At 54.9% G+C, this 26,351-nt stretch carries 22 protein-coding genes; 14 read left to right on the top strand and 8 right to left on the bottom strand.

Going from position 1 to position 26,351, the window contains the following annotated elements; translation table 11 throughout:
• Positions 1-228: 228 nt before the first annotated feature.
• Together K0H80_RS05900 and ettA are read right to left on the bottom strand one after the other, a co-directional pair.
• Positions 229-1,347, bottom strand: a complete 1,119-nt coding sequence (locus K0H80_RS05900; RefSeq protein ID WP_220073921.1) for a metallophosphoesterase — start codon at positions 1,345-1,347, stop codon at positions 229-231.
• A gap of 213 nt (positions 1,348-1,560) precedes the next feature.
• On the bottom strand, positions 1,561-3,225 hold the full coding sequence (gene ettA, locus K0H80_RS05905) for an energy-dependent translational throttle protein EttA (protein WP_011864985.1): 1,665 nt from the start codon (positions 3,223-3,225) through the stop codon (positions 1,561-1,563).
• Positions 3,226-3,472: 247 nt separating this feature from the next.
• Here ettA and K0H80_RS05910 point away from each other — a divergent pair, with 247 nt between their 5' ends.
• The 11 genes from K0H80_RS05910 (at position 3,473) to K0H80_RS05960 (ending at position 13,592) form a co-directional block, all read left to right on the top strand.
• Positions 3,473-5,104, top strand: a complete 1,632-nt coding sequence (locus K0H80_RS05910) for a DUF3943 domain-containing protein (protein WP_220073409.1) — start codon at positions 3,473-3,475, stop codon at positions 5,102-5,104.
• Between the two features lie 329 nt (positions 5,105-5,433).
• Positions 5,434-6,687 (top strand): serine hydroxymethyltransferase, encoded by a 1,254-nt coding sequence (gene glyA, locus K0H80_RS05915; protein ID WP_011864987.1) that lies wholly within the window; start codon positions 5,434-5,436, stop codon positions 6,685-6,687.
• Between the two features lie 124 nt (positions 6,688-6,811).
• Entirely contained in the window at positions 6,812-7,285 is a 474-nt protein-coding gene (nrdR, locus tag K0H80_RS05920) for a transcriptional regulator NrdR (protein WP_011864988.1), read from the top strand.
• A gap of 37 nt (positions 7,286-7,322) precedes the next feature.
• Entirely contained in the window at positions 7,323-8,483 is a 1,161-nt protein-coding gene (ribD, locus tag K0H80_RS05925; RefSeq protein WP_220073410.1) for a bifunctional diaminohydroxyphosphoribosylaminopyrimidine deaminase/5-amino-6-(5-phosphoribosylamino)uracil reductase RibD, read from the top strand.
• 6 nt (positions 8,484-8,489) lie between these two features.
• Entirely contained in the window at positions 8,490-9,155 is a 666-nt protein-coding gene (locus K0H80_RS05930) for a riboflavin synthase (RefSeq protein WP_220044637.1), read from the top strand.
• 82 nt (positions 9,156-9,237) lie between these two features.
• Positions 9,238-10,341 (top strand): bifunctional 3,4-dihydroxy-2-butanone-4-phosphate synthase/GTP cyclohydrolase II, encoded by a 1,104-nt coding sequence (gene ribBA / locus K0H80_RS05935; RefSeq protein ID WP_144203305.1) that lies wholly within the window; start codon positions 9,238-9,240, stop codon positions 10,339-10,341.
• A gap of 123 nt (positions 10,342-10,464) precedes the next feature.
• Positions 10,465-10,941, top strand: a complete 477-nt coding sequence (gene ribH, locus K0H80_RS05940) for a 6,7-dimethyl-8-ribityllumazine synthase (RefSeq protein WP_011864992.1) — start codon at positions 10,465-10,467, stop codon at positions 10,939-10,941.
• A 14-nt stretch (positions 10,942-10,955) separates the two neighbouring features.
• Complete coding sequence (gene nusB / locus K0H80_RS05945) at positions 10,956-11,360, top strand: transcription antitermination factor NusB (RefSeq protein WP_011864993.1); 405 nt, start codon at positions 10,956-10,958, stop codon at positions 11,358-11,360.
• A gap of 131 nt (positions 11,361-11,491) precedes the next feature.
• On the top strand, positions 11,492-12,448 hold the full coding sequence (gene thiL / locus K0H80_RS05950) for a thiamine-phosphate kinase (protein ID WP_220073411.1): 957 nt from the start codon (positions 11,492-11,494) through the stop codon (positions 12,446-12,448).
• A gap of 2 nt (positions 12,449-12,450) precedes the next feature.
• Entirely contained in the window at positions 12,451-12,945 is a 495-nt protein-coding gene (locus tag K0H80_RS05955; RefSeq protein WP_220073412.1) for a phosphatidylglycerophosphatase A family protein, read from the top strand.
• 209 nt (positions 12,946-13,154) lie between these two features.
• Entirely contained in the window at positions 13,155-13,592 is a 438-nt protein-coding gene (locus K0H80_RS05960) for a GFA family protein (protein WP_220073413.1), read from the top strand.
• Positions 13,593-13,682: 90 nt separating this feature from the next.
• Here the strand turns inward: K0H80_RS05960 and K0H80_RS05965 are convergent, their stop codons facing one another.
• From K0H80_RS05965 to barA, 6 genes are all read right to left on the bottom strand, one after another.
• Positions 13,683-14,888 carry a hypothetical protein gene (locus K0H80_RS05965; RefSeq protein WP_220073414.1) on the bottom strand — a complete coding sequence of 402 codons (1,206 nt, stop codon included), beginning with the start codon at positions 14,886-14,888 and terminating at the stop codon, positions 13,683-13,685.
• A gap of 211 nt (positions 14,889-15,099) precedes the next feature.
• A complete protein-coding gene (gene recN / locus K0H80_RS05970; RefSeq protein ID WP_220073415.1) occupies positions 15,100-16,761 on the bottom strand; it encodes a DNA repair protein RecN in 1,662 nt (553 codons plus the stop codon).
• A gap of 131 nt (positions 16,762-16,892) precedes the next feature.
• Positions 16,893-17,861, bottom strand: a complete 969-nt coding sequence (locus K0H80_RS05975; RefSeq protein WP_220073416.1) for an AEC family transporter — start codon at positions 17,859-17,861, stop codon at positions 16,893-16,895.
• Between the two features lie 96 nt (positions 17,862-17,957).
• Positions 17,958-18,152 (bottom strand): hypothetical protein, encoded by a 195-nt coding sequence (locus K0H80_RS05980; protein WP_220073417.1) that lies wholly within the window; start codon positions 18,150-18,152, stop codon positions 17,958-17,960.
• 3 nt (positions 18,153-18,155) lie between these two features.
• A complete protein-coding gene (locus K0H80_RS05985; protein ID WP_220073418.1) occupies positions 18,156-18,758 on the bottom strand; it encodes a YjaG family protein in 603 nt (200 codons plus the stop codon).
• On the bottom strand, positions 18,751-21,534 hold the full coding sequence (barA, locus tag K0H80_RS05990) for a two-component sensor histidine kinase BarA (protein WP_434086639.1): 2,784 nt from the start codon (positions 21,532-21,534) through the stop codon (positions 18,751-18,753). The genes K0H80_RS05985 and barA overlap by 8 nt, the downstream gene beginning before the upstream one ends.
• A 115-nt stretch (positions 21,535-21,649) precedes the next feature.
• Between barA and rlmD the strand changes: the two genes are divergently transcribed.
• The 3 genes from rlmD (at position 21,650) to mazG (ending at position 26,253) form a co-directional block, all read left to right on the top strand.
• Positions 21,650-22,984 (top strand): 23S rRNA (uracil(1939)-C(5))-methyltransferase RlmD, encoded by a 1,335-nt coding sequence (gene rlmD / locus K0H80_RS05995; protein ID WP_220073420.1) that lies wholly within the window; start codon positions 21,650-21,652, stop codon positions 22,982-22,984.
• Positions 22,985-23,148: 164 nt separating this feature from the next.
• Positions 23,149-25,353, top strand: coding sequence for a GTP diphosphokinase (relA, locus tag K0H80_RS06000; protein ID WP_220073421.1), 2,205 nt, complete (start codon positions 23,149-23,151; stop codon positions 25,351-25,353).
• Positions 25,354-25,455: 102 nt separating this feature from the next.
• Entirely contained in the window at positions 25,456-26,253 is a 798-nt protein-coding gene (gene mazG / locus K0H80_RS06005; protein ID WP_220073422.1) for a nucleoside triphosphate pyrophosphohydrolase, read from the top strand.
• Positions 26,254-26,351: the final 98 nt, after the last annotated feature.

Below are 26,351 nucleotides of genomic sequence, written 5' to 3' on the forward strand. Positions count from 1 at the left end.
AGCGTCTGGTGAAAGGCGAAAGAGGTGACTTTGGAATAGGTGGAAAAGGAAGGATGCCAAGGTGTGAGGCTATCGAGTTAAGCCTATGTTTTTAGACCCTTTTTTAGACGCTGCTTTCAGAGGTTGTGTCGAGATTGCTGAAAGGCAAGAGCCTAGCCAAGTCCCTGCAAAGCTAAGTTAAGAAGTCGCCTAGCTAGTCAAAGCTGTAGACTGGCTAGGCGGCGGATATCATAGCGGTGTTTGATTGCCGTCATACTGACCGCGGATCAGCTGGTCTTTCTCTATGAGGAGCAGTTCACCAGACAGGCCTTTTTTGATGCTGCTGTCGATGGCGATAACCCGGTTGTCGAACAGGCCTAGTACCCGAGTCTGAGAGGTATGGCCCACGACGATGCGCTTGACCTTGAAGTAGTCCAGGATGTTGGCCAGCTCCTGGGTATCGAAGTCTGGCTTAAAGTAGCCTCGATACCAGGTGGGGCCGTTGCCGAAGAAGAGAAAGTTGAGCAGCTCATCTTGCTTCAGCTCGGCCTTACTCTTGTCGATATTTTCCCGGTAGAGGCTGTTGGCCCTAGCCAGTGTCAGGCCGCGGTCGACCCACTCCTGACTGATGCCGCCATGGAGGAAGAGGGTGTCGTTGATCTTAACGATAGTGTGCTTGCTTCTGAGCCATTGGCCGAGTTCGCTGTCTTGACCGTAGAGCGCCTCATAGCTGCGATCAAGCAGCTTGCTGGCGGTCTGGTACTTGTCGTTGACGTAGCGCAGGTCACCGCGCATCACCATCTGCTCGTGGTTGCCCATCAAGAGGTGCAGCTGGCCGCCGGCGGCCTTGGCCTGCTTGTCGAGCTTGTACATGAACCAGAGCACCTCGTTAACCTGAGGGCCGCGGTCGAACATATCGCCCGTCATCACCATATGGCCCTTGCCGAAGGCCCAGTTGTCATTCTGGTCGATGATCTTATTGCGTCGCAGCAGCTGCAGCAATACCTCATATTGACCATGAACGTCGCTGAGTGCCACTATCTTATCCACCCCTTGATAGCTGTCTGCCAGCACCTCTTTAGCCTGCGGATTCAGGCTGGGCTCAGGGAGCTGACCGCAATGTTCGGGGCGGCTCAACTGTCCCTGGTTGACGCGGGTCTGTTTATGCTCGCCTTCGCAGATCCAATCGGCTATCTCGGCCTTGGGGTTGAGAAATAGATAGGGGCCGTCACTAATGCCTGAATTCGTACTGGCTTGAGTCACTGCCTTAGTCTCTTGCTGAGTTTGCGCCTGAACGGCTAAAGCCTGTAGGGGCAGTAGACCGGCCAGGCATAAGCTGGCCGCCTTTAGCGCTGAGTCGAGTGGCATTAGCCAGAGTGATCTATTCAAGACAAATCCTTTTATTATTCTGATGTTGTTGGCGGATAGGCGTTCAATCCTAGCACGCTTTTGTTTCCGTGTTAGACCCTTTTAAAAAGGGGAGCTGGTTTTGGGAAGAGAAGATAAAAAAACGGAGGCTACTGCCTCCGTTTGTGTGTGCTTTGCGCTACTGAAATTGCTCGAGAGTGCGAGATGCGCGAGTTAGCTCATGCGCTTGTACTTGAGGCGGTGCGGCTCAATCACATCCGTACCCAGAGTCTCTTTCAGCCAGGTCGAGTATTCTGTGTAGTTACCCTCGTAGAAGTTCACCTGACCCTCGTCGCGGTAATCCAGGATGTGGGTGGCGATTCTGTCGAGGAACCAACGGTCATGCGAGATCACCATGGCACAGCCAGGGAATTCAAGCAGGGCTTCTTCCAGGGCGCGCAGGGTTTCGACGTCGAGATCGTTGGTGGGCTCATCGAGGAGCAGCACGTTACCGCCTGCCTGGAGCAGCTTGGCCAGGTGTACACGGTTGCGCTCACCGCCCGAAAGGGTGCCGATGATCTTCTGCTGATCGCCGCCGCGGAAGTTGAAGCGGCCCACGTAGGCGCGGCTCGGGATCTCAGTGTTGTTGATACGCATGATATCTTGACCGCCGGAGATCTCCTCCCATACGGTCGCCTTGTCGTTCATGGCATCACGGAACTGTTCTACCGAGGCGATCTGAACCGTATCACCCACTTCGATGCTGCCGCTGTCTGGCTGCTCGGCGCCGCTGATCATCTTAAACAGGGTCGACTTACCGGCACCGTTTGCACCGATAATACCGACGATGGCGCCTTTAGGTACGCTGAAGCTCAGGTTGTCGATCAGCACGCGGTCGCCATAGGACTTGGTTAGGTTGTTGACCTCGATAACCTTGTCACCCAGGCGTGGTCCTGGCGGAATGAACAGCTCGTTGGTCTCGTTACGTTTCTGGTAATCGTTGGTGTTCAGCTCTTCGAAACGTGCCATACGGGCCTTGCCCTTTGACTGACGACCCTTAGCACCTTGACGAACCCACTCGAGTTCCTTGGCGATGGTCTTCTGGCGAGCGCTCTCGGCAGCCGATTCCTGCTTCAGACGGGCCTCTTTCTGCTCTAGCCAGGAAGAGTAGTTGCCTTCCCATGGGATACCCTCGCCACGGTCAAGCTCTAAGATCCAGCCTGCGGCGTTGTCGAGGAAGTATCTATCGTGGGTAATGGCCACAACGGTCCCCGTGTATTCCTGCAGGAAGCGTTCTAACCAGGCGACAGACTCGGCGTCCAGGTGGTTGGTCGGTTCGTCCAGCAGCAACATGTCTGGCTTTTCCAGCAGCAGGCGACAGATGGCCACACGGCGACGCTCACCACCAGACAGCACCTCAATCTTCTCGTCCCAGTCCGGCAGACGCAGCGCGTTAGCGGCGCGCTCGAGAATGTTGTCCAGGTTGTGGGCATCCTGGGCCTGGATGATGGCTTCCAGCTCACCCTGCTCCTTGGCAAGGGCGTCGAAGTCGGCATCTGGCTCGGCATACAGGGCGTAAACCTCATCGAGACGGGTCAGGGCGTTCTTGGCCTCACTTACCGCCTCTTCGATCGCTTCGCGCACTGTCTGCTGAGGATCTAGTTTAGGCTCCTGGGGCAGGTAACCTATCTTAAGATCTTGCATCGGACGCGCTTCACCCTCGATCTCGGTATCGATACCGGCCATGATGCGCAGCAGGGTGGATTTACCCGAACCGTTTAGACCCAAGACACCAATCTTGGCGCCGGGGAAAAAGCTTAAGGAAATATCTTTGAGGATCTGCTTCTTCGGCGGGACTATCTTGCCCACGCGTAGCATGCTGTATACAAACTGAGCCATAAAAAAGTTTACTCACTGACGAAACAATGGGGGCAATTCTACTGTAATCGCCCTAGAACTTAAATCGGATTTTCGGTGGGAGATTTTAGCTCGCATTATCACCCTTCCCATAGTGAGACGTTTTTGTTTTGTGACCCAGTGTAAAAATTGTTAACATCTGCGCAACCTAGGCTGGCCGCCCGGTCGGTGATGCCTGGGCACCAATAAAAATAAAGACAAAAATAACCACAAAGATAAGGGATCGATCTTGAACGCCACCCCCCCATTTTTTGCCGCCTCCCTGTTTGGCGGCATGAGCCTGCTATTGTCAGCCCCTGCACTAGCCGATACTCAGCCCCAAGTCGTTGAAACATTGCCTTTAGTGGCACAGACAGATCGCCCCGTGACACTGTCGGCGGCGCTGGCTAGTGATGGAGATGCCTCTGTAGAGAAAGAAGCCCTTAGCGAAAAAGGTGTCCTTAGTGAAAAAGATGCCCTTAGCGAGAAGGACTGGTGGGGAGCCACGCTGGAGATCTCTACCGTGCTGGTGCTGGGTGAGCTGCTCTATAAGACAGGCTCACAGGCCATGGAAGATGATTTCGATTATGAGATCGACGGCAATGCGGCGGAGTTTTTCTACGACAGGTTGACCACGGGGGCCTCCTGGAAGTATGACGATAACGATATCGGCATGAACTGGGGCCATGCCTATGCCGGCGCCCTCTATTATCAGGCGTTTCGTAACCATGGCTTCAATTACTACGAGTCGACCTTGGGCACCTTCGCCGCCTCCACCATCTGGGAGGTGTTTGCCGAGTATAAGGAAGTGGTGAGCATCAACGATCAGATAGTCACCACCTGGGGTGGCGCCGTGCTGGGGGAGAGCCTGTTTCAGTTTTCCGAGATGCTGGCCGCCAAAGAGGGCTGGTTGCCAACCGGCCTGAGTTACCTGTTTAACCCTTCGCGCACGCTGCGGGGGGGGGGGGGTTACCCGAGCCCCAACCGATTCGATCGCAGCCAGACCCAAGACAGCTTCTCCGTCTATACCGGCGTGCGCTACGCTAGCAAAGACAAGGCGGAAGTTAGCAGCACCATGGCGATGCTGGGGATGCGGGTGGCCATCGACAGTCGCGAAGGGAAATATGACACCCTCAGCGGCACCCCCAGCCGAGTCGAGATGATGATGGAGACTGCGGTTTCTCAGGAAGGTGTGGAGGAGTGGCAGATGGCTACCCAACTACTGCTGGCAAGCTATGGCCGCAAGCATAAAGGCGGCGGGCTCGCCAGCGACTGGTCCCATAGTTTCTATGTCGGTCCGTCGACCGGCATGGAATACACCAGCTTGGGGCTTGAGCAGGATGAAGACTTCTACGCCGTGGTCAACCTGCTGGGCCTGTCGATGGGGGCCAATTGGTCCAATCAAGATATCAGCATCGACCTGCGCGGCGATCTCTTTGGTGACTTTGCCATGGTGAAGCCTTTCGCCACCAAAGATTATCTCTCCCAGGGGCGTTACTTCTGGGGCACCAAGTCTGTGCTCTGGGAGGGGGAATATGGCTATGCCTGGGGCCACACCTTTAACCTGTCGCTGGAGGCCAGCTATCGTAATCTCTTACTAGGCATGAAGCTTAAGTCCCAGCGCTGGAGCTCGATCAACGACAAAGAGAACGAGCGCGCCCCCCAGTGGAACCCCAATAACAGCGATCTGGACTTCGACGATGCCAGAGACAGATATGAGATCTATCTCAGCTATGGTATCAGTAAGGATCTGACCCTGAGCCTACACCACGAGCGGATCGACCGTAGCGGTGAGATCCATGGCATAGACAATCCGGGGATCTACAGCCGCCTCGATGACAGCGAGCAGCGCAGCTGGTTGCAACTCGAATACTACTACTGAGTACCATGACTGATCACGGTTGCTGATTACCATTACTGATTACGATTGCTAATGCAAAATGACGGCCCAGTGCCGTCATTTTTGTTGGGTAATTAAAACAGTGTTTTCGTTCAAAAGGCTGTAAACCAGCCATTTTGTCCCTTGCAAAAAAGGAGGCTTGGCAAATCAGGCCACCTTAACCCCACTTTTGTCCTAAGGCGGATTTTGATGAACATTTCTCAGCCTGAATCGCAACTAATTTCATGTCGCAAATGCTGGGATTGTGATCGAATGCACTGTAGAATACCGCGCAACCCTACCTTATAAGACTTTCACAGCTGGAGTGACCAATGCTGAAAAAAGAGATGAACATCGCTGACTTTGATCCGCAACTGTTTCAAGCGATCCAGGAAGAGACTCGTCGTCAAGAAGAGCACATCGAGCTAATCGCCTCGGAGAACTACACCTCTCCTCGCGTGATGGAGGCTCAAGGTTCTCAGCTGACTAACAAGTACGCCGAAGGCTATCCAGGCAAGCGTTACTACGGTGGTTGTGAACATGTCGACATCGTCGAGAACCTGGCCATCGAACGCGCCAAGGAACTTTTCGGGGCGACCTATGCTAACGTTCAGCCTCACTCCGGCTCACAGGCTAACAGCGCAGTCTACATGGCGCTACTGCAACCAGGCGATACCGTTCTGGGTATGAACCTGGCTCACGGCGGTCACCTGACTCACGGCTCTCCAGTAAACTTCTCTGGCAAGCTGTACAACATAGTTCCTTACGGCATCGACGAGTCTGGCAAGATCGACTACGACGAGATGGAGCGCCTGGCCGTTGAGCACAAGCCTAAGATGATGATCGGTGGTTTCTCTGCCTATTCTGGTATCGTCGACTGGGCACGTATGCGTGAAATCGCCGACAAGATTGGTGCTTACCTGTTTGTCGACATGGCCCACGTTGCAGGCCTTATCGCTGCCGGTGTCTATCCTAACCCAGTGCCACATGCACACGTGGTGACTTCTACCACTCACAAGACCCTAGCCGGTCCTCGCGGCGGTATCATCCTGTCTGCGGCGAACGATGAAGACCTGTACAAGAAGCTGAACTCTGCGGTATTCCCAGGTGGTCAGGGTGGCCCATTGATGCACGTTATCGCCGGTAAGGCGGTAGCCTTCAAGGAAGCCCTGTCTCCTGAGTTTAAGGAATACCAACAGCAAGTAGTAGTTAACGCTAAGGCGATGGCTAACACCTTCATCGAGCGCGGTTTCGATGTGGTTTCTGGCGGCACCGAAAACCACCTGTTCCTGCTGGATCTGATCGCTAAAGATATCACAGGTAAAGATGCCGATGCGGCGCTGGGTCGTGCCAACATCACGGTAAACAAGAACTCAGTACCTAACGACCCACGTTCACCTTTCGTGACCTCGGGCCTGCGTATCGGTTCGCCAGCCATCACACGTCGTGGCTTCAAAGAAGCCGAAGCAGTTGAGCTGACCAACTGGATCTGTGATGTGTTAGATGACATCAACAACGAAGCGACTATCGAACGCGTGAAGAACCAGGTGCTTGAATTGTGCGCTAAGTTCCCTGTTTACGGTTAACCTTAAGGGGTAAATCGGGTAAACTCCGGTGGCCGCTACTGATTTAATATTGGTAGCGGCCATTTTTGTATCTATTTCAAGGGAAAGCTCCCCAAGATACCGATTAGCATTTGCTGGAGGCTCAATGCATTGTCCGTTTTGCAGCGCAACCGACACTAAGGTGATCGATTCTCGTCTGGTGGCCGATGGTCATCAGGTTCGTCGTCGCCGCGAGTGTCTGCTTTGCCACGAGAGATTTACCACCTTCGAAGGCGCCGAACTGGTGATGCCGCGTGTGGTTAAACAAGATGGTAGCCGCCAACCCTTCGACGAAGACAAGCTGCGTGGCGGCATGCTGAGGGCGGTCGAGAAACGCCCGGTGTCGATGGACGAAATAGAGCAGGCGCTAAGCAAGATCAAGTCGACCCTGAGAGCCACGGGCGAGCGCGAAGTGACCTCAAAGATGATAGGTAACCTGATGATGGATCACCTGGTTAATCTCGACAAGGTGGCCTATATCCGTTTCGCCTCTGTGTACCGTGCCTTTGAAGATGTCTCCGAGTTCGGCGAGGCGATTGCCAAGTTGCAAAACGATAAGAGCAAGTCGGGTAAGTCGTAATCGATGCGTATCGGGCTTCCCCAATTATTCTCAAGAGATGGCGATGAGCATGGCCTGGTCCAAATTTGATTCTCAGATGATGGCGCGTGCCATCCAGTTGGCCCGCAAGGGGCAATACACCACCAGTCCCAATCCTAATGTCGGCTGTGTAATAGTCCAGGGAGAGACCCTGGTGGGTGAAGGATTTCATATCGCCGCCGGCGGCCCCCACGCCGAGGTGCATGCGCTGCGTATGGCCGGCGATAAGGCCAAAGACGCTACCGCCTATGTAACCCTAGAGCCCTGTAGCCACTATGGCCGCACGCCGCCCTGCGCCGAGGCGCTGATCAAGGCACAAGTGGCCCGCGTGGTGGTGGCGGTGACCGACCCTAATCCTCAGGTGTCTGGCCGTGGCATCAAGATGCTTCAAGATGCAGGCATTGAGGTTGAGGTGGGGCTGCACCAGGAAGAGGCCGCAGCCCTCAACCCAGGCTTCATGAAGCGGATGCGCAGCGGCCTGCCTTGGGTCGGCATCAAGCTGGCAGCGAGTCTCGACGGCAAGACGGCGCTCTCTAACGGCGTCTCTAAGTGGATCACAGGTCCTGAGGCGCGCCGTGACGTGCAGCGTATGCGCGCACGTTTCGATGCCGTCGTGACCGGCATAGAGACGGTGCTGGCCGACGACCCTAGCCTGAATGTACGTCACCAGGAGCTGGGTAGCCTGAGTGAGCAGTTAACCGAGGCGGATATTCGTCAGCCACTTCGCGTGGTGCTCGACTCCCGTGCGCGATTAGGCACCAAGGCTAAACTGTTTGAGACACAATCTCCCGTGCTGCTGGTGAGCTGTCAGCCCTATCCCGAGGCCGTGGCGAGCGCCTGGCCCGAGCATGTGAGTCAGTTGCAACTGCCAAGCGACAATGGGCAGGTGCCGCTAAAGGCGCTGCTGAAACATCTGGGATCTCAGCTTAACAGCGTGATGGTGGAGGCTGGGGCGATCCTGGCTGGCGCCTTCATGGCGCAGGGGCTGGCGGACGAGCTGGTGCTGTATCTGGCGCCGAAAATCTTAGGCGGCCATGGCCGTAACCTGCTGGCACTGCCGGACTATACTGAGATGGCGCAGCTGCCCGCTCTCAAGCTTTGCGACGAGCGTGTGATCGGGGCCGACAGACGCCTCACCTTTCAATTGAGTCACAATCATTTACTGAGCGATAAAGAGTAGTTAGTCATGTTTACTGGGATCATCGAGGCTGTTGGCAGCCTGAGAAAAATTGAGCGTCGCGGCGATGATATTCGCTTGACGGTGGCTAGCGGCAAGCTGGACTTAAGTGACGTCAAACTCGGTGACAGTATCGCTACCAATGGCGTGTGTCTGACCGTGGTCGAGCAGATGGCCGACGGCTATGTGGCGGACATCTCAGCCGAAACCGTTGCCCTTACCGGCTTTGCCCATTATCAGGTGGGACAGAAGGTTAATCTGGAAAAGGCGGTGACGCCCACGACCCGCCTCGGCGGTCATATGGTGAGCGGTCATGTCGATGGCGTGGCTAGCGTGGATGACAGACAGTATCGCGGCAAGGCGATCGAATTTTGGCTGACGCCGCCCAAGGGGCTGGCGCGCTATATCGCCCACAAAGGCTCTATCACCATAGATGGTGTCAGCCTGACGGTGAACGAGGTGGACGGCGAGCGTTTTCGTCTGACCATAGTGCCTCATACCGCCAGCGAAACCACGCTTATCGATTTGAAGGCGGGTGACAGGGTCAATATCGAGGTGGATCTCATCGCCCGGCACTTGGAGCGCCTACTGAGTTTCCAGGCGGCAGAGGAAAATTCAGCCAAAGGCTCAGAGGTCACCATGGATCTGTTAGCTCGCTCCGGCTTTTTAAGGTAGACGCTGGCAATCACAGCCAATAGCAGATTAAATAACTCTTACTATAAGAATATTTCAAGCTCTAATAAATCAAGGTCTAACAATGGCACTACACAGCATAGAAGCGATTATCGAAGATATCCGTCTGGGTAAGATGGTTATCTTGATGGATGACGAAGACAGAGAGAATGAAGGCGACCTGATTATGGCCGCTAACCTGGTGACGCCCGAGGCGATCAACTTCATGGCCACCTATGGCCGTGGCCTCATCTGTCAGACCATGACCAAGGCGCGCTGCGAGCAGCTCAACCTGCCGCTGATGGTGAGCAACAACAATGCCCAGTTCTCCACCAACTTCACCGTGTCTATCGAGGCGGCCGAAGGGGTGACCACTGGTATCTCGGCCTATGACAGAGCCGTTACCGTGCAGGCCGCCGTGGCTCGTGACGCTAAGCCGTCGGACATCGTGCAGCCAGGTCACATCTTCCCACTGATGGCCCAAGAGGGCGGGGTGCTGATCCGCGCCGGTCATACCGAGGCGGGTTGCGACCTGGCCCGTCTGGCAGGCCATGAGCCGTCGGCGGTGATTGTCGAGATCCTCAACGAAGATGGCACCATGGCGCGTCGTCCAGATCTTGAGGTGTTTGCCGAGAAGCATGGCCTCAAGATAGGCACCATCGCCGATCTCATCGAATACCGTAACACCAAGGAAACGACCGTGGTGCGCGAGGCCAAGTGTAAGCTGCCGACCCGTTTCGGCGAGTTCGACATGATCACCTACCGCGACACCATAGATAACCAATTGCATTATGTGCTGGTGAAGGGTGAAGTTCAGCCTAACGCCTTGGTACGCGTGCATCTGCAAAACACCTTCAACGATCTGCTGCACTCAGAGCGCGACGAGAAGCGTAGCTGGCCGCTGGAAAAAGCCATGGCGCGTATCGCCGATGAAGGCGGCGTCTTGGTGGTGCTGGGTCATCAGCAGAGCAACGAAGAGTTGGTGGCCAAGGTGAAGGCATTCGAGGCGGAAGACAAGGGCGAAGTCGGCGCACCGGCGCAGTGGCAAGGCACCTCACGTCAAGTCGGCGTGGGCTCGCAGATCCTGGCCGATGTGGGCGTGACCAGTATGCGTCTGCTCAGCTCACCGAAACGTTACCATTCGCTGTCGGGTTTCGGTTTAGAAGTGACTGAATACATTGCAGAATAAGCTAGTCTGTTTGTAATTCATCGAATTGAGTTAAATTGCATGGGGATCAACGCGGTGGGCTGTGGTATCATACCGCCTCTTTTTTCCCGTGCCGGGTTTGTTAAGCTAATTTAGGTAAGATAAATGAACGTAGTTCAAGGTAATATCGAGTCGAAAAACGCCAAAGTGGCCATAGTGGTTTCACGTTTTAACAGCTTCGTGGTTGAAAGTCTGCTAGAAGGCGCGGTGGATACATTGAAGCGCTTCGGTCAGGTCGCCGACGACAACATTACCGTTGTCCGCGTACCGGGTGCCGTAGAGCTGCCGCTGGCAGCCCGTCGTGTGGCGGCAAGTGGTAAATTTGACGGCATCATAGCGCTGGGCGCCGTGATCCGTGGTGGTACGCCACACTTTGATTTTGTTGCAGGCGAGTGTAACAAGGGGCTGGCTCAAATAGCGCTTGAGTTCGACCTTCCTGTGTCATTCGGTGTATTGACCACAGATACCATTGAACAAGCTATCGAGCGTTCTGGTACTAAGGCGGGTAACAAGGGCGGCGAAGCGGCTCTTGGTCTGCTAGAAATGGTCAATGTTCTGCAAGAACTAGAACAGCAGTTGTAAGATTAGGAACCAAGATGAAACCTTCAGAGCGCCGTAAAGCCCGTCGTCTAGCGGTACAAGCTATCTATTCATGGCAGCTAAGCGGCAATAATGTTGCCGACGTGGAGCATGAATTTCTCACCGAGCAGAAGATCGATGGCGTCGACGTTAGCTATTTCCGTGAATTGCTATCAGGCACCACGACCAAATCGGCTCAGTTGGATGAGCTGATTATGCCTCACCTCGAGCGCCCGTTCGATGAGGTTTCGCCTATCGAAAAGGCGGTGCTGCGCATCGCGACCTACGAGCTGACCTTCCGTAAGGATGTGCCTTATAAGGTAGCCATCAACGAGGCTATCGAGCTGGCCAAGGCCTTCGGGGCCGAAGATGGTCACAAGTTCGTTAACGGCATTCTCGACAAGATAGTCGCTAAAAAGTGATACAATTAACGGCGTCCCAGGATGCCGTTTTTTATATTCAGGTTTAGCCTCGATGTCGCCTTCGTTCGCTCGATGTTGCCTTCGCTAAAAAGTGTGCTAGCTGATTAACCCTTACTATGGTTCTTAAGACTGTGAAAGAGTTTAAATTAATCGATCATTTCTTTGCTAACCTTGGCCAGACCCGCCGCGATGTGCACCTGGGGATCGGCGACGACTGCGCCCTGGTCCAGCCCGCCGAGAACAAGGTGATTGCCATCTCCTGCGACACCCTGGTTGAAAATGTACACTTCTATGCCGACATGCCCGCCAAGGCCTTGGGTTACAAGGCACTAGCGGTTAACCTGTCGGATCTAGCCGCCATGGGCGCAGAGCCCGCCTGGATGACGCTTGCCCTTACCCTGCCCGAGGTGGACGAGAACTGGCTGGAGGAGTTTAGCCAGGGGCTGAATGAGGCTGCGCAGTACTATGGCGTTGCCCTGGTGGGCGGCGATACTACCCGTGGCCCCAAGTCGATCACCATCACCATCAATGGTCAGGTGCCAGAGGGCAAGGCCCATACAAGGGGCGGCGCCAAGAATGGCGACTGGATCTATGTGACAGGTTCCCTCGGCGATTCGGCCGTGGGCTTGGCGATTCTGGGCGATAAGCTCAATATCGACGGGGAGGCGAGGGATTATTTTATTCAGCGCCACTATTTCCCCACCCCAAGAGTGCTTGCGGGTCAGTCGCTTAGAGGATTGGCCTCGAGCGCCATCGATCTCTCCGATGGTTTTGTCTCGGATATCGGTCATATCCTCAAGCGCTCGGCGGTCGGCGCCGTGGTGGATGTGGATCGTCTGCCCCTGTCGGCCCAGATGCGTGAATTTTTGGCTGAGACCGAGGCGCTGGGTTATGCCCTAACGGGTGGTGAGGATTACGAGCTGCTGTTTACCGTCCCCGAGGCCCAGCGCGGCGCGCTGGAGACGGCCCTGGCCCACGCCGGTGTGAGCTTTACACAGGTTGGTCAGATCGCCACTGGCGATAAGCTACGTCTCATCAAGGATGGCGAGCCCTACACACCGTCTCAATTTGGTTTCGAGCACTTTTAAACATGCAGTTATGGTCGACCGATCCGGTTCTTAAAAAGCTTTCTCTGGCAAACCCTGTTCATTTCCTGGCGTTGGGCTTTGGCTCAGGCCTCGCCGCTAAGGCGCCTGGCACCTTCGGCACCCTGGCGGCAATTCCGCTTTATTTGCTCATGGCTGGATTGCCCCTGAGCTGGTATCTGGGGCTGACGCTCCTTAGCGTGCTTGTGGGTTTCTATATCTGCGACAAGGCCTCTAAGGATATGGGGGTGCACGACCATGGCGCCATCGTCTGGGACGAGGTGGCGGGTCTGCTTATTACCCTGATCGCCGCCCCTGCAGGTTGGCTCTGGGTGGCGGTTGGCTTCGGGCTCTTTCGCTTCTTCGATATCCTCAAGCCCTGGCCAATCAAGGTACTGGATGCCAAGGTGCATGGTGGTATCGGCATCATGATAGATGACGTGCTCGCCGGCGTGTTTGCGTTTTTGTGCCTGCAGGGAATTGTCTATTTGGCAGGATAGCGATTGGGCTGTCCAATTGTCACTAAGTTCAAATTGAGTTCAAGTTAAGTTCAAATTTAGTTCAAATTGAGTCCCGAGAGTCGAAGGCCATAGTGTCCAGACAGTCGGGATTTTTGTTTTTAGCACAGCAGCGAAAATTTGATTTGTTGCTGCGCTGACTGCATGCTCAGTTTAACTTTTAGTTGCTTTCAGGCAAGAGGAGACAGGTTATGGATGATGAGAGCCCTAACCAAAACAGATCGGACGTTGAGTATAGTGGCAGCTGTCTCTGTGGCGGCGTGGCCTTTAGCTTAGTGGGTCGCTTCGATGCATTTTATTTGTGTCACTGTAGCCGCTGTCAAAAGGGCACAGGCTCACTGCATGGGGCCAACCTGTTTTCCAATCATTTGGCCCTTGACTGGCGGCGTGGCGAGGCCTTGCTGCAAACCTTTCAAGTGGCGAATACTCGGCACAAGCGATGTTTTTGCAAGGTGTGCGGCTCACCTATGCCTTATCGGCTGCAGGCGTTAAATCTGGTCGTGGTGCCTGCAGGCTGTCTGGATGTCGAGGTACCCATCGCGCCGACGGCAAAGCTGTTTATGGCAGAGCGGGCGAATTGGGGGGAAGAAGTCCAATCTGTGCCCGGTTTCGATCGTCTTCCGGAATAGCATTTTAAAGCAAAAAATTTTTGGCATTTAATATCCCCTGACGCTGGTCAGGGGATCCGCTGTATGAAGGAAAAATAAACTGTAGGCTCGTTATTCTGGTGAGCTCTCCCTAGGTTTTTCGTCATTGGTCTCTGTCTCCATCCCTGCTGAGATGGCAGGAGCTGTTAAGCGGGTAACAAGCTCGGCGCGCAGAGATTCCACTTGATTTGCTGCGGCCTGGTAACCCTCAAAGGAGCGCGGACTGGAGCAGAGAATAATTTTCCCTATAGGATTATAGACATACGTTATTAAGGCCGATAGTGAGAGATTATCTGGGCATTGCTTGCTGCTTTCTTTGCCAGTTAAGATTTCCGCGTAGAGATTGGCTGTGTCTTGTTGTTGGAAAAGTGGCAAGAGGATGACTTCGGTGATCTTCGAGGTGATGCTAGTATCTTCACCCGTTTCAAAAGATTGTGTAATCTTAATCAGGAAGTGCCACTCACCACGTTTAACCCGCTTTAGTGACAACACTTCTTCTGAGGTGGACTGCAGCCAGAGGCTAGGTATTTGAGTATCCTCATCCTCTGTTTGCTTTTGACTGACGAGCACCTCGCCCAGTTTCATGTTTTGCTTGAGCGCCGAGATTGCGACTATTTTATTGGGAAGCATGTTGACCCGTTTAGCCACCTGCAGCCAGAACTGCATATCTTCATCTATGGCGGCGATGAGGGCTGCTGAATCCGTGCCATTGATGTAGGCATCGACAAGGTACAATTTCTGAGCAGCTGTAAGATGCTTGAAAGGAATCATGCTGCGAGACGAATTAAAGTGGGTGTCATCTTGCCAATGACCGAGGGAGAGAAGGGTGCGGTAGCGCTCAATTAGCCAGGCATAGTCATCGAGTGTGGCCTTAAGTGTTTCTGGCTCGGCCAATAGGGGAGCACACTCATCGAGATAGCCTTCTTGTTTGAGGCAGTTGGAAATAGCCCATTCGGGAAGCTCGAATTTTTCGTCGACAGTCTTTTTTGGCCTATCTAATACACCAAGTTGTCTGTGCGTTTGATAGCGTTCAAGCCCGAGAGCCATGGGGTTATCTTTTTTCGGCGCATCAAAGCCAAAGGCGTAAAGATAAGGGTTGTTTTCAAGATGCTGACTCAAGGCGGCCTCTTCGGCGTTCACCTGCTCAAGAAAGGCGCTGGCCTGCGCTGATGGCGCGCTATCTTGCAGATTGATCAGCAGCAAGGTGAGATAGCCGCCGACGGGAATGAGTAGCAGGGTAAATAAAATCCATTTCAGGGCACGAAAAAAGTGTCGCATTTCAAATCCTTGTGGCTTTTAACTTCTTTTAACTTAGTGTCGACGGCAAAGGCCTCAGTTTATCAGAGTCTCTTCGCTGTGCAACAGCGCTACATTAGATGCGCAATAGACGCGTCTCAGAGGTGCTTATGAAATGAAAAGCGCGGCTAAAATATTGCCGCGCTTTGCTTGTAACCTGCCTGATGCTCGCCAATTTTTTAATCTATCTGGCTTAGCTCTGTAGTAACTCCTTGGCGTTGGCCAGGGTGTTGTTGGTGATGACATCGCCACCAAGCAGGCGAGCCAGCTCTTCGATACGCTGTCCCTTGTCCAGCGGCACCATAGAGGTCTCGGTTTGTCCCGCCTTGCTCTGCTTGTTGACGAACATATGTTGATGACCATTGCCGGCGACCTGGGGTAGGTGGGTTACACACAGCACCTGGGTGGACTCGCCCAGGGCGCGCAGCATCTTGCCCACCACGGCGGCGGTCGGACCTGAGATCCCCACGTCGACTTCGTCGAAGATGAGGGTCGGGGTGGCGACCTTCTTGGCGGTGATCACCTGGATGCCCAGACCGATACGCGACAGCTCGCCGCCCGAAGCTACCTTAGCGATGGGCTGCAGCGGCTGACCCGGGTTAGTAGTCACCTGAAACTCCACAGTATCGCAGCCGTTGGGCGACATCATCTCGGGGTTGAACTGCACGTCGATGATAAACTTACCCTTGGGCATGCTGAGCTCATGAATCGAGCGGGTAACCTGCTTGTCCAGCTCCTTGGCGTAACGCTGGCGGCTCTGGCTGAGCTTCTGGGCGTGGGCGATGAAGCTCTCGCGGCAACTCTCGAGCTGCTGGGCGATCTCATCGAGCTTCTCCTCATCCGAATCCAGCTCGCTCAGCTCCTGGCTTAGTGCCTGATGATGCTGATAGAGATCTTTGGCGTTCACATGGTGCTTACGTGCCAGCATCATGATCTTCGACAGGCGTTGTTCCAGGGCGGCAAAATGATCCGGGTCCAGCTCCAACTTATCTAAGTATCGTTGCAGCTCACTGCTACTCTCCTGTACCTGGATCAGGGCATCGTTAAGCATGTTGCCCACCCCTTTAAGTTCAGGGTCGTAGCCTTCGAGCTCTTGGGCCTGATCCAGACTCATGTTGAGCAGCGATTCTATGGCGCCCTCTTCATTATCCTGTAGCAGGTAGAGGGTGCGCTGGCAGGCCTGGATCAGCGCCGTGCCGTTGGCCAGTTTCTTATGCTCGGCCTCTATCTCGTCGAACTCTTCTTCGCCCAGGGCGAATTCGTCCAGCTCTTCGACCTGATATTGCAGCAGCTGCTTGCGGGCGATGCGCTCATGTTGCGACAGCTGTAGCTGGCTCAGCTCCTTTTGGATCAGCTTGAAGCGCTGGTAGCTGGCGCTACAGGCCTCGAGCAACATCTTGTGGTTGGCATAGCTGTCGAGCAGAGTAAGTTGATGCTCACTCTTTAACATGGCGTGGTGGGCATGTTGGCCGTGAATGCCGATAAGCAGCTGGCCCAGGGCACGCATCTGGTTGAGGGGCACAGGGTTACCGTTGATGTAGGCGCGTGAGCGACCGTCACTGCCTATGGTGCGGCGCAGGATACATTCGTCGTCTAGCTCAAGGTCATTGTCTTCTAGCCAACGTTTGGCCAGCGGGATATCGTTGAGGGCGAAGCGGGCACTGACTTCGGCCTTGCTCGCGCCCGGTCTGACGGTATTGGCATCGGCGCGATTGCCCAGGCACAAGCCTAAGGCATCGATGGCAATCGATTTTCCCGCGCCAGTTTCGCCTGTGATGCTGGTCATCCCAGACTTAAAGTCGAGTTCTAAAAAGCGGACAATGGCAAAGTTATTGATGCTGAGCTGACAAAGCATGATGACATCCTTTTACAAAGTACTGTATTCATGCACAGTATATACTGAATTTATATACAGTAAATACCTGTGTGCTTTTTACCCATGAAAATAAGTTTTAGGCTCTGCAGTCCGACAAAACAAGGCGCCGGTTAAAACAAGCTTGCGGTGCCCGAGTCCAGCCAATGGTGCAGTAGCGGAATGGTGGCAAAGCTGATCACTATCCCCAGGCTGATGGTTTGGGCGCTACTGGTGGCACCTACGTTGAATCTGTGGGCCAGCAGGTAGACGCTGGCGGCGGTGGGCAGGGCGGCCAGAATCACCCCCATCTGTAGCAGTTGTCCGCTAACTCCTAAGGCGCCCAGTAGCAGATAGGCCAGCAGGGGTTGTAGCAGCAGCTTACTCAGGTTAAGCATGGCCAGCTCGGCAAGGCGTGACTGAATGCCAGCGGCGTTTCTGCCCCCCTGATTGGCCTTGCACAGCACCATGCCGATGGCAAACAGGGCGCAGGGGCTGGAGGTCATGCCAAATTGCCGGATGATCTCGGCGATGGGGCGATAAAGCTCAATATGAGCGGCAGATATCGCTACGCCGGCCAGGCTTCCTAGTATGATGGGGTTTTGAATGAGGGCGAAAAACACCGTCTTGAGAGCGCTATCTGTCTGTCCCTGAAACAGCGCCAGCTGGGCCAGCACTATGGCAAATACGGTTACCGATAAAAGGCTGGCTAAAGCGGCTGCGGCCAACGCCAGCTGATCCCCGGGAAACAGCATTATCATCAGCGGAATGCCGATGAAGGAGGTGTTACCAAAGGTGGTGTTGAGGGCGCGAATGGCCGCTAGGGGTTTATCCTTGGGCTGTAACCAGAGTGATAGCAGGCCGGTGAGCAGGTAGATAAGGGTCATGGCCAGGCTGTAGCCGCCAATAAATCCCCAGTTGGTGATCTCTTCGATCGGGGTCTCTGCCAGCACTATCATCATGATCGCCGGAAAGGCGATGTAATAGACATACTGATTGAGGACGTTGTCGCTGCCCTCGGGCAGTAGCCGCGCCTTTTGCACGATAAAGCCGGTGACCATGATGCCAAACACGACAAAGAGTGGCGAGAGAGTGGTTAACATTGGGAGACGACTTCCTTGGCTGGGATCCGAGCGGTGATAAACCGAATACGCCGTTAGGGTAACACTTTGCCCGCCGCGTCCCTATAACGCTAAAGTCTAATGCTTGGGGCCGGATCGTCGATGGAGTGGCTTAGGTGGCGGCAATATCCCCAGCTCCTGGTAGAAATGGATCTGGCGCCTGAGCTCAAATAGGGAGCCGACACGTCGCTGCTCCCCTAGGGTGAGGCACCAGGTATTTGTTAACCCATCTGGGTTGGTGAGCACAAATCCCTGGTAGATAAGTTTGCGCATGGGTTAGGCGCCTACTGAGATCCCTATGTTAGAAACGCCTGCCTGCACTAACTCCTTGCGCAGCGCCTTGACGAAGTCGGCGGTGATCTTAGGGTTCTCTTCGATGATCTCCAGCAAGGATGCCTGAAGTGCTTTCTCTTCCTGCATCACCTCGTGGTTGAAGATATGATCATCCAGTGTTTCTTCATCCATCTCCTCCTCGAGTGTGGCCTCGATATAGTTAGCCACTGTGGCAGAAGAGAGCTTGCTGATGTTGGTGATGTCGTCTTCCACCTTGCTCTGAATGGCGCTAAGCAGTGAGGTGAGGGCGACGGCGGCGTCCATGGCAGGATAGACGCCGTAGACGTCGAATTCGCTCGGCTCTGGTGTGTTGAGATCCAGTCGCTCGAGGTAGAGATCGATATTCAGTTTCAGCTTCTGATCGTACATGGATTGCCATAGCAGGTTGAGCACGGTATCGAGCACCTGTGGGTCGCCAAATTCGCAGACCTCACTGAACAGCTGGTAGTTAGGGTACATGCGTTGGCAAAGGGCGATGGCGAACAGCTTCTTCTGTTCTGGTTCGAGGGCCTTGAGGCGCTTGAAAAACCCGGGTTTATTACTCATCGATCACATCCATAGATAACTGGGCTATTATTTGATTTGCGGCCGATTCTACCTTAGAAAGCTCGTCAAGTAACTCAAGTATTTCCGGCTCGACCAGATCGACACTGGCATTTTGCTTGAGTGACTGTTCAATCTCTCGACAGAGTCGCTGAGTGGTCGGCACACCGCAGTAGCAGCTGGCGCCGTGGAGCTTGTGCACATGACTGACCATGGCCTGGCTGTCCTGACGCTCGAGGGCGCCCGAGATGTGCTCACGGGTCTCGGGCAGGGAGTCGACCAGCATCTGCAGCATCTCCAGCGCCAGACTGGTTTTCTGGTTGGCTTGGGTCAGGCAGAGATCCCAATTGAGGGTGTGCTGGTCGAAATGGGTAAACTGCGGCCGGGTCTTCCAGCGGCTGATCACGCTCTTCAGCGCCGCCTCATCAATTGGCTTAGGCAGGTAACCATCCATGCCGCTCTGATCGATGCGCTCGCGCTCCTCGGCGATGGCGTGGGCGGTCACGGCGACAATCGGCGTATTGCGATTGAGTGAATGCTCACGTATCTGCTTGGTGGCGCTAAAGCCGTCGGTGCCCGGCATCTGAATATCCATGAAGATGAGATCGAAGCTCTTGGCCTTGGCGATCTCCACCGCCTCTTGGCCGTTGTCTGTGACCGTTACCTGAGTAACCAGTTCCTTGAGCAGGGTCTTAATCAGCTTGAGGTTGGCGGGGTTATCGTCCACCGCCAGCACGCTCATGGGTTCGCGCTCCTGGGTTTCTTTGACCGCTTCCTGGAAAGGCATGGCCTCATATTGGGCGCGGTGGGGATTGATCAGGGTGACGGCCAAGGCGCGCTCGCCTACCGGCGCCTGCATCACCTTGTCTACATTAGGCTGGATCAGGCTCATCTTAGCGGCGCTGTCTGTGCTGCTACACAGGTAAAGGGTGTAGTCGCTGATCTTGGCTATCTTATTGAGTACGTTCAGCAGGTTAGGGCTGCTGGCCAAATCGTTGCAGCTGATGATGGCATAGTCGAAGTGGCGGCCCTCTTCGCCAGCTACCCTGGCCAGATCTTCCGGGGTCGTTATGCTGACACTCTGCATGCCCCAGTGCTTGAGCAGGTTTTCATGCACCTTGCGTGACAGCTCCCGCGGCTCGAACAGGAGCACCGTCTTGTCGATGAGGTTGTCGGTTTCCAGCGGCTGACTGATGGGGTAGGGACTCAGCTTCAGCGGCAGGGTGAACCAGAAGGTTGAGCCCTTACCCGGCGCCGAGATACAGCCAATTTGACCGCCCATGCGGTTGATCAGACGCTTTGTGATGATAAGCCCAAGGCCTGTGCCGCCGAAGCGACGCGAGATTGAGGAGTCTGCCTGGCCGAAGGCCTGGAACAGCTGAGCCTGGTGGGGCTTGTCTATGCCTATGCCTGTGTCTGTGATCTCGCAGCGCACATTGACCTTCTCGGCCTCTTCGCTGGTCAGGCGCATCTTGAGATGCACGCTGCCGCTGTCGGTAAACTTGATGGCGTTGCCCACCAGATTTGTGATCACCTGGCTGACCCGCAGGGCATCGCCTGAGACGTTGTCGTTGATGCTCGGTTCGATATCTACCACCAGTTCGAGATCTTTCTCCTTGGCGCTGTTGGCCAGCAGAGAGATGGTGTCATCGATCACCTCACGCAGGGCAAAGGGCATGTTCTCCAGCTCCATCTTGCCCGCCTCCAGCTTGGAGAAGTCGAGGATGTCGTTGATGATCCCCAAGAGGTTGGTGGCGCTCTTCTCGATAGTCTTGATGTAGTCCTGTTGGCTGGCGTGCAGCGGCGTCTTCAATAGCTGTTTGGCGAAGCCGATCACCCCGTTGAGGGGCGTGCGCAGCTCGTGGGACATGTTGGCTAAGAACTCTGACTTGATGCGGCTGGCCTCCAGGGCGCGCTTCTTGGCGAGATCCAGCTCGACGTTTTGGATCTCGATCTGCTCCAGGGTCTCGCGCAGATCAGAGGTGGCCTGATCGATATTTTGCTGCATCTCTTCATGGTATTCCGACAAGGAGCCCGCCATGGCATTGATGCCTCGTTTAAGCAGGTCAAGCTCACCGATAAGGTTGCCATCGACCCTAGTGTCCAGCTTGCCTTCGCGGATCTTGGCCACCACGCGCACCATCTCGGTAATGGGGTGGGTGACGTTTTTCACCAGGCGGAAGGTAAACAGTAGGTTCAGCTGCACGCCGATCAGGACAATAATGAAGGCGGCTACCGCTGCCCTGTGCTGCTCCAGCAGGGCGTTCTCCTTGTTGAGCAGCACGGCGATGTAGCCGAGCTTGGCGGAGTTGACCTGCTGGGCCATGGAGTTGCTGTCGTAGGGGCTGACCACAAGTTCGCGCTGGCTGGAGAAGATGGGGCTGCGCATGATGATGCTGTCGCCAAACTGCTCCACCTCTGTGGTCTGCAGCGAGTCGATGGGCTCGTTGTAGCGCATAAACTCGTGGCTCTTATAGTGATGTGAGGTCACTATCACCCGGTTGTTGGTGTCGAAGATAGCAATAAACTGAACTAGGTTGGACTTATTGAGCTGCACAGAGGTGATCAGGCGTTTGGTGGTCTCGAAATTCTTGGTTTCCAGGCCTATCTCGGCGGAGATGGCCAGCGGCTCGATAATGTTGCCGCCACGTTCGATTAAGCTTTCTTCCAGCTCATAGAAACGATTTATGGTAAAATAGCTGCCAAGCAAAATACCAACCAAAATAGTGGGCGCTAAGGCCAGCACGAGAACCCAGGCTCTCAGGCTGTATTTAGTCATATTGTCTGCACTATTCATTGAGTTGGTATTATTTATCTACGATGGATATAGGTTACATTAGACTGCCAGACTTTGTGCAGTCTTTACTAGTATTTTTATTGTTTTAGAGGCCTAAATGGCACAATTTTATAAAGCTAAACCCCGCAAGACACAACAAACCCAGGCCAAGCAAAGTTTCCATGTTAGTCAGCTGGATCATCTGGGGGCGGGGATAGCAGAACATCAGGGAAAAATCGTCTTTATTCCCGGCGCCCTGCCGGATGAAACCGTGACCGCGCAGATAGTCGAGCAGAAGAAGCGTCATGCCAAGGCCAAGCTGATTAAGGTCGAGAGCGCCAGCGCCGCGCGAATAGAACCAAGCTGCCCTTACTATGGTCGCTGCGGCGGCTGTGACCTGCAGCATCTTGAGCTTTCTGCCCAACGCGATGCCAAGCAGGCGGCGCTGGAGAACCTGATCAACAAGATGGGCCGCACCCAGCCCCAGGCCATGAGCGAGCCACTAAGCGGCGAAGGCTGGCATTATCGTCGCCGCGCCCGACTGGCGACTCAGTACCTGCGAGATACAAAGCAGCTCAACCTGGGGTTTCGCGCCCTGGCCAGCAGCGAGGTGGTTAATATCGACGCCTGCCCTGTGCTGGCAAAATCATTGTCTGAGCTTATCGCGCCGCTGAATCAATGCCTCAATCGCCTCAGTGCCAAGCGTAGCCTGGGCCATGTGGAGCTGTTGTCTGTGGATTCTGGCCCATGCGTGGTGCTACGTATCACTAGCCCCCTGAACGATAAAGATAAGGCTCTGCTAGCTAGCTTTGGCGAGCAGCATAAGGTGAGGCTTGTCTTACTCGATGATGACGGCAAACTTGAGACCCTCTGGGGTGACGAGGGCCTGCCCTTCTATACCCTGGAGGATGGCAGTTCGCTTGGCTTCTCACCGGGCAACTTTATTCAGGTCAATGGTGAGATCAATCAACAGATGGTGACTCAGGCGATCGACTGGCTTCAGGTTCAGCCGGGCGAGCGGGTGCTGGATCTCTTCTGCGGAGTGGGTAACTTCACCCTGCCGCTGGCCAAGGCCGGTGCCCAGGTAGTGGGCGTCGAAGGAGTCGAGGCCATGGTGGCGCAGGCGAGACGCAATGCATCCATGAGCGGCGTCGAGGGGGCCGAGTTCTACCACGGTGACCTGAGCGCAGATCTATCCGCTGCCCCCTGGCTTGGCCGCATCGACAAGTTACTGCTGGATCCTGCCAGAGCCGGCGCCTATGAGAGTCTACAATGGTTAAAGAAGATGGAGCCCAAGGCGATCGTCTATATCTCCTGTAATCCTGTGAGTCTGGCCAGAGATTGTGAGCCGCTGCTGGCACAGGGTTATCAGCTTAGTCGCCTGGGACTCATCGATATGTTCCCTCAGACCCATCACATCGAGGCCATGGCCTTGTTTGAGTTGGAGAAATAGTTAGGCCGAGCGGCCAAATAGTCGCCGACTATCAATTGACATTGGCGGGGGAATCCCCAAGATAGTGAGTTTGGTATTGGCGATGTCAGCCAGCAAGGTTTGGATGACGTAACAGGTCGAGCAATATTTAGGGGCAAGCACTTAAGTTTAAGGACATGCAGTAGATGGTATCTGTTAGAGAAGCACATTTTAAAGACACAGATTTTCAATTGACCGAATGGGTTAATCGTTATCTGAGTGACGCCGATGACGCCAGCACCTTACTTGCGCTAATAAAGCAGGTAGAGGCCCTGGTGGCGAAACATGATGCTAACGATACCCTGCTGATCGGCCGCGCCCGCGAGCTGATTGAGATCCTCGCGCCGCTGAACATGGATATCGAGACCCTGCAGGCGGCGGTGATCTTCGTGGTGTTCGACGCCGGCCTCATGACTGAGGAGCAGATGCTGGAGCTGTTTGGCGACAAGCTCTCCACGCTAGTGAACAGCGTGGTGACCATGAATGCCATCGGCGCTCTCAAGGTCAACGAGCAGAGCCGCAACGCCGAGCCGCAGATAGATAACATACGTAAGATGCTGCTGGCCATGGTGGAAGATGTGCGCGCCGTGGTGATCAAGTTGGCCGAGCGTATCTGCCTGCTGCGGGAAGTGAAAAATGCCGACGAGGAAACTCGAGTGTTGCTGGCGCGGGAGATTGCCGACATCTATGCGCCGCTGGCCAACCGCCTGGGCATAGGTCAGCTCAAGTGGGAGCTGGAAGATATCTCTTTCCGTTATCTGCATCCTGATACCTATAAAGACATTGCCAAGCAGCTCGATGGCAAGCGGATGGATCGTGAGATCTACATAGAGAACTTCGTCAATCAGCTGCAGCAGCGCCTGGACGAGGAGCAGATCCGCGCCAAGGTCTATGGCAGACCCAAACATATCTACAGCATCTGGAAGAAGATGCGCGGCAAAGATCTCACCTTCGATGAGCTGTTTGATGTGCGCGCCGTGCGTATCGTCACCGAGCGTCTGCAGGACTGTTACGGCGCACTGGGTGTGGTGCATACCCTTTGGCATCATATTCCCAAAGAGTTCGACGACTATGTCGCCAACCCTAAGCCCAATGGCTATCAGTCGATTCACACCATAGTGGTGGGCCCAGAGGGCAAGACGGTGGAGATCCAGATCCGCACCGAGCAGATGCATGAAGATGCCGAGCTGGGGGTGGCTGCCCATTGGAAGTATAAAGAGGGCACCACGGGCAAGCAGAGCGGCTACGAAGAGAAGATCAACTGGCTGCGTAAGATCCTGCAGTGGCAGGAAGATGTGGCCGAGAGTGGCAACCTGGTGGATGAGGTTCGCAGTCAGGTGTTTGAAGACAGAGCCTATGTATTCACCCCGAATGGCGACGTGGTGGACTTACCCATGGGCTCCACGGTGCTGGATTTCGCCTACTATATTCACTCACAGGTAGGCCATAAGTGTATTGGCGCCAAGGTCGATGGCCGTATCGTGCCCTTTACCTATCAGGTGGAGACGGGGGAGCGGGTCGAGATCATCACCTCCAAGCATCCTAACCCTAAGCGGGATTGGCTTAATCCTAACCTGGGTTATATTAAGGCGTCGCGTACCCGCTCTAAGATCCAGCACTGGTTCAAGCAGCAAGACAGAGACAAGAATATCGTCGCCGGACGCGAGATGCTCGAGGCCGAGCTGGCACGTTCCGGCCTGACCCTGAAAGATGCCCACAGCGCGGTGGAGCGTTTCAACATGGTGGGGATGGATGACCTGCTGGCCGGTATCGGCGGCGGCGACGTTCGCCTCAACCAGGTGGTTAACCATGTGCAGAGCCGGATGCGGGTCAACGAGGTCTCCGAAGAGGAGGCGCTGGAAGATCTGCTGAAGAAGAACCAGGCGCGTGCCACAGGTAAGGGCAAGGGCCAGGTCGAGGTTAATGGTGTCGGTAACCTGCTCAGCCATATCGCCAAGTGCTGCCAGCCGGTGCCTGGGGATGAGATCTTCGGTTTCATCACCAAGGGTAGGGGGATCTCTGTGCACAGGGCCGACTGCGAGCAGGTTAAAGAACTGATGCGGGTGCACCCAGAGCGCAGCGTGGATGTGGTCTGGGGCGAGAACTACTCAGGTGGCTATAAGCTGAAGCTCAAGGTGCTGGCTAACGATCGCAGCGGTCTGCTTAGGGATCTTACCTCTGTGCTGGCGGCGGAGAAATCTAACGTGCTGGCCATGAGCTCATCGTCGGATGTGAAGACCCAGACGGCGGCTATCGAGCTGGAGCTCGAGCTGTATAACCTGGAAGGTCTATCCAGGGTGATCGCCAAGCTGTCTCAGGTAGCCGGCGTTATCGAGGCGCGACGTCTCTAGCGCCTTGGTGAGCCTGTCTATCGCAGCGCAGATAAAAAGCACAAAGTTCACAAATGATAAGAGTAAGAGGCGGCCCTGGCCGCCTTTTTGATGAGGTAAGCGATGCAGAGTAAATCAGATATCCAAAGGCTGCTGACCATCATGGAGCGGCTAAGAGACCCAGAAACGGGTTGCCCCTGGGACAAGGCCCAGAGCTATCAGACCATAGTGCCCTTCACCCTGGAGGAGGCTTTCGAGGTGGCCGATACCATAGAGCGCGGCGCCCTGGATGAGCTGCCCGGTGAGCTTGGGGATCTATTGTTTCAGGTGATCTTCTATTGTCAGCTGGGCAAGGAGCAGGGCAGGTTCGACTTCGACCAAGTGGTGGACAAGATCTGCACTAAGCTCACCGAGCGTCATCCTCACGTGTTTGGCGAGATGACTCAGGCATCCAGCGACTCGGTACGTGAAACCTGGGAGAGCATCAAGGCCAAGGAGCGCGCCGGGCGCTCGCTACATTCAGTACTTGATGATATTCCGCGCTCACTGCCGGCGCTGACCCGCGCCGCCAAGGTGCAGCGGCGGGTGGCGACCGTGGGTTTCGACTGGAATGACTTAGGGCCTGTGGTGGCCAAGATCCATGAGGAGATCGACGAGGTAATGGTGGAGGTTGCTGCCCAAGATAGAGACAAGATGGAAGATGAGCTGGGAGACCTGCTGTTTGCCGTGGTGAATCTGGCCAGACACCTCAAGCTGGACCCAGAGCAGGCGCTGCGCCGGGCGACCAATAAGTTCGAACATCGCTTTCGCGGCGTCGAGGCCTTAGCGGCCCAGTCGGGCAAAGCGATGCAGGAGCATAGCCTCACTGAACTGGACGCCTATTGGGAGCAAGTCAAGCGAAATGATCCCCTAAAAGGCTAAAATAGTTGCCGTTACCTATTTGTCGAATCCAAAGGGCTTTGATATAATAACGCCCCGTCCTAGTGCTTTCTTACAAGCACATATTTCCAACTCATTTT

The sequence above is a fragment of the Shewanella aegiceratis genome, assembly GCF_019457495.1.
Classification (GTDB): Bacteria; Pseudomonadota; Gammaproteobacteria; order Enterobacterales; family Shewanellaceae; genus Shewanella; species Shewanella loihica.